Origin of the sequence: Nocardia neocaledoniensis, from assembly GCF_029868625.1 — a bacterium.
In the GTDB taxonomy this organism is placed as follows: Bacteria; Actinomycetota; Actinomycetes; order Mycobacteriales; family Mycobacteriaceae; genus Nocardia; species Nocardia neocaledoniensis_A.
Map to the genome: position 1 here is coordinate 1 of NZ_JARWOJ010000144.1, position 3,483 is coordinate 3,483.

General features: G+C 74.2%; 3 protein-coding genes. All 3 read right to left on the reverse strand.

Features of this window, described 5'->3' with window-relative positions; all coding sequences use genetic code 11:
* Positions 1-2,377, reverse strand: a 2,377-nt coding sequence (dhaM, locus tag QH270_RS10690; RefSeq protein WP_280340547.1) for a dihydroxyacetone kinase phosphoryl donor subunit DhaM, incomplete at its 3' end; no start/stop codon positions are given.
* The gene (gene dhaL, locus QH270_RS10695) at positions 2,374-2,994 is read right to left on the reverse strand and encodes a dihydroxyacetone kinase subunit DhaL (RefSeq protein ID WP_280340549.1); all 621 of its coding nucleotides are present in this window, start codon (positions 2,992-2,994) and stop codon (positions 2,374-2,376) included. The genes dhaM and dhaL, both read right to left, overlap by 4 nt.
* Before the next feature lie 2 nt (positions 2,995-2,996).
* On the reverse strand, positions 2,997-3,483 hold a 487-nt coding region (locus QH270_RS10700; protein ID WP_280340551.1), incomplete at its 5' end, for a dihydroxyacetone kinase subunit DhaK.

A 3,483-nucleotide genomic window follows, 5' to 3' on the forward strand; every position in this document is an offset into this window, starting at 1 on the left:
CCACGTGGGCGGCGAACGCGGCCGTCTTGGCGGCGGCCGCGGGGACCTCGACCATGATGCCGATCTCGAGGTGGACCCCCGCGGGCACCACCTCGGCCAGGATCGCTCGGGCCCGCGTCAGCTCGGCCAGCGTGGTCACCATCGGGAACATGACGCCGACGGGATGATCGGCGGCCACCCGGCCGATCGCGGTGAGCTGATCGCGCAGCAGCTCCGGCCGGGCCAACGCCAGCCGGATGCCCCGCACACCGAGGAAGGGATTCGCCTCAACGGGTCGCGGGAGGTAGGGCAGCGGTTTGTCACCGCCGACGTCGAGGGTGCGCAGGATCAGCGGGCGCCCGTCGAAGGCCTCGGCCAGCGCGCGGTAGGCGTGCTCCTGCTCGTCGATCGACGGCGCGTCGGCACGGTCGAGGAACAGGAATTCCGTGCGCACCAGGCCCGCGAGGTCGGCGCCGTCGCGCACCGCCGCGGTCGCGTCGGCGAGTTCGCCGATATTGGCCGCGACGTGCACGGTGACACCGTCGCGTGTGACGGCCGGCTTGTCGGCGTCGGCGAGTGCGGCCGCCCGCTGTCGTCGGTGCGCGGCGGCGCGATCGGCGAACTCCGCGACCACATCCGGTGCGGGATCGACGACCAGCGCGCCCGTCTGCCCGTCGAGCGCGATCGTGGTTCCCGTCGCGATCTCGAGGACCGGCGATCCCGCGCCGACGACGGCCGGAATGCCCTGCGCGCGAAGCAGAATGGCGCTGTGCGCGGTAGGGCTGCCGTGCGCCAACACGACCCCGGTGACGAGGTCGGGGTCGAGTGCGGCGGCTTCGGCGGGCGTCAGGTCCGCCGCGACGAGCACGCCCGCCCGGCTGACGAGTCGGGTCGATCGGCCCAGCAGGGCCGCGAGCACCTGGTCGCGGACGGCCCGCAGATCCGCCGCCCTGGCCCGCTGGTACTCGTCGGGCAGGCGCTCGAGGTCCGCCGCCCCCTCGTCGAGCACTCCCGCCCACGCCACGGCCGCGCCCTCCCCTGCGGCGATCCTGGCATGCACGGTGTCGAGCACGGCCGGGTCGTCGAGCAGCAGCTGATGCGCCTCGAAGATTCCCGCTTCGGCCCCCGCGCCGACTCTGAGCCGGTCGATCTCGGCGCGCACTCGCGCGATGGCATCGGCGAGCCTGTCGCGCTCGCCCGCCGCCGTCGATGCGCGGCCGGGATCGTCGAGTTCCGCGATGTCGAAGCGCGCCGCCGCGAGGTGCCGGCACGGCCCGACCCCGATCCCCGGCGAGGCGGGCAACGCCACGGAGCGACGGGTATCCGATTCCTTTGCGGTGCCGCTCGCGGCCGCCATCGCACCGGCCGACGACGCAGGCGAACGACCCGCAGGATCCGCATCGACGGCATCGGATGCCCTGTCCTCGGCCGGAAGCGCCTTCTCCCTCCGGCCGCCGGTGGCGCTCCCGCCGACGGCCTCGGCCTCGCGGTACTCCGGGGTCGGCACGCCCCCGACCTGATCGGCGGGGAGTGCGTCCGCCACCGCTTCGCCTCGGCCCGGCGCAGCGGGATCCGCTTCGACAGCTTCGCCGAAACCTGTTGCGGCCAGCGCCAGTACGCGCTCCACGGCGGTTCGCGCGTCGGGTCCGGTCGCCGTCACCTCCACGCGATGACCGGTCAGCGCGCCGAGGGCCGCGAGGCGACTCAGGCTGTTCGCGGGAACTGGGCCCGCTCCCGTGTCGAGGTTGCGCAGGGCGACAGCGCTGTCGAGTCCACGCACCGCGCCGACCACCTGTGCGGCCGGACGGGCGTGCAGCCCATGAGGATTCGCCGGCACGAACTCGCCCCGCACCTGTGGGGCGGCTTCGTCCGGCGCCGCGTCGGGCGGGCCGGCCGCCGTGCGGAAGTCCCCGGTCCGCTCGTGCACGGCACCGCCGTCGTGTCCGTCGAGCTCGCCCCGACCGGCAGCCGTCGCCTCTCCGCCGAGGTCGGCAGCGTCCTCGCCCAAATGAACCTTCTTGCCCACCAATGCGTTCGACGCCTCCAGGGCAACCTCGTCCAGGTCGGCGCCGCCGGCCGCCGACACGGCAGCGGCGATCAGCCCCTCGACGAACGGCGCCGCGCACAGGCGCACCCGGTGTTCCTCGGCGAGCAGGTCGAGGGCGAGTTCGGCGGAGAGGACGGCGCTGCCCATGTCCATCAGGACCAGCACACCGTCGCCGCTGTCGGCCGCGGCGATGGCCTCGGCGACCGCGACGGCGTCGGTGCCGAAGGTGTGCTCGTCGAGTCCGGCGGCAGGCACGACGCGCACGGGGCTCTCGTGCAGCATCTCCCCCGCCAGGGCGAGCGCGGCGGCGGCGAGGGCGTGGCTGTGCGACACCGCGACGATGCCGATCATCGCAGCGCCTGCCCGGCGGCCCGGACGAGCAGGGTGGCGCTGGTCGCGCCCGGATCCTGGTGTCCCGCACTGCGTTCGCCGAGATAGGAGGCACGGCCCTTGCGGGCGACGAGCGGGATCGTGGCCGCGCGGCCGGCGGTGGCGGCGGCCAGCGCGGCGTCGAGGGCCGCGGCGAGGTCGGCGCCCGCGGCGAGGTGCTCGTCGAGGGCGTCGGCGGCCGGCGCGAGCGCGTCGAACATGGTCTTGTCCCCCGATTCGGCCTTGCCACGGGCCACCACCCCGTCGAGCCCGGCACGGAAGGCGGCCGCGAAGGTCGGTGCGTCGAGCTCGCTCTCGCCCGCCGCGGTGGCGGCGCGCAGGAAGAAGGTGCCGTAGAGCGGTCCGCTCGCACCGCCGACGCTGCGGATCAGCGTCATCCCCGCCTGTTTGAGCGCCGCGGCCGGGCTCGGCTGCGGGTCGTCGGCGAGCGCCGCGACCACGGCGGCGGTGCCGCGCTGCATATTGCTGCCGTGGTCGGCGTCCCCGATGGCGGCGTCGAGGGCGGTGAGTTCGTCGGTGTGCTCGTCGATCAGGGCGGCGAAGGCGCGCAGCCACTGGTTCGCGTCGATGGTCGTCATGATCAGGCTCCCCAGCGCAGGGCGGGCGTGCGCACCGGCGCGTCCCACAGTGTCAGCAGTTCGTCGTCCACCTCGGTCAGCGTCACCGAGCAGCCGGCCATCTCCAGCGCGGTGATGTACGGCCCGACCAGCGAGCGGGCGATCTCGATCCCGTGCGCGCCGAGGATCCGGGCGACCTCGCCGAACACGATGTACAGCTCCAGCAGCGGCGTGCCACCCATCCCGTTGACGAAGCAGATCACCTTGCCGCCCTTGCTGATCGGCAGGTCCGCGAGAATCGGCTCGACCAGCATCGCGGCCACCTCCTTCGCGGGGGCCATGGCCGTCCGGTGCCTGCCGGGCTCGCCGTGGATGCCGATCCCGATCTCCATCTCGTCCGCACCGAGTTCGAACGTCGGTTTCCCCGCGGCGGGCACGGTGCACGAGGTGAGCGCCATGCCCATGCTCCTGGTGCGCTCGTTCACGGCACGGGCGACGGCGGCCACCTCG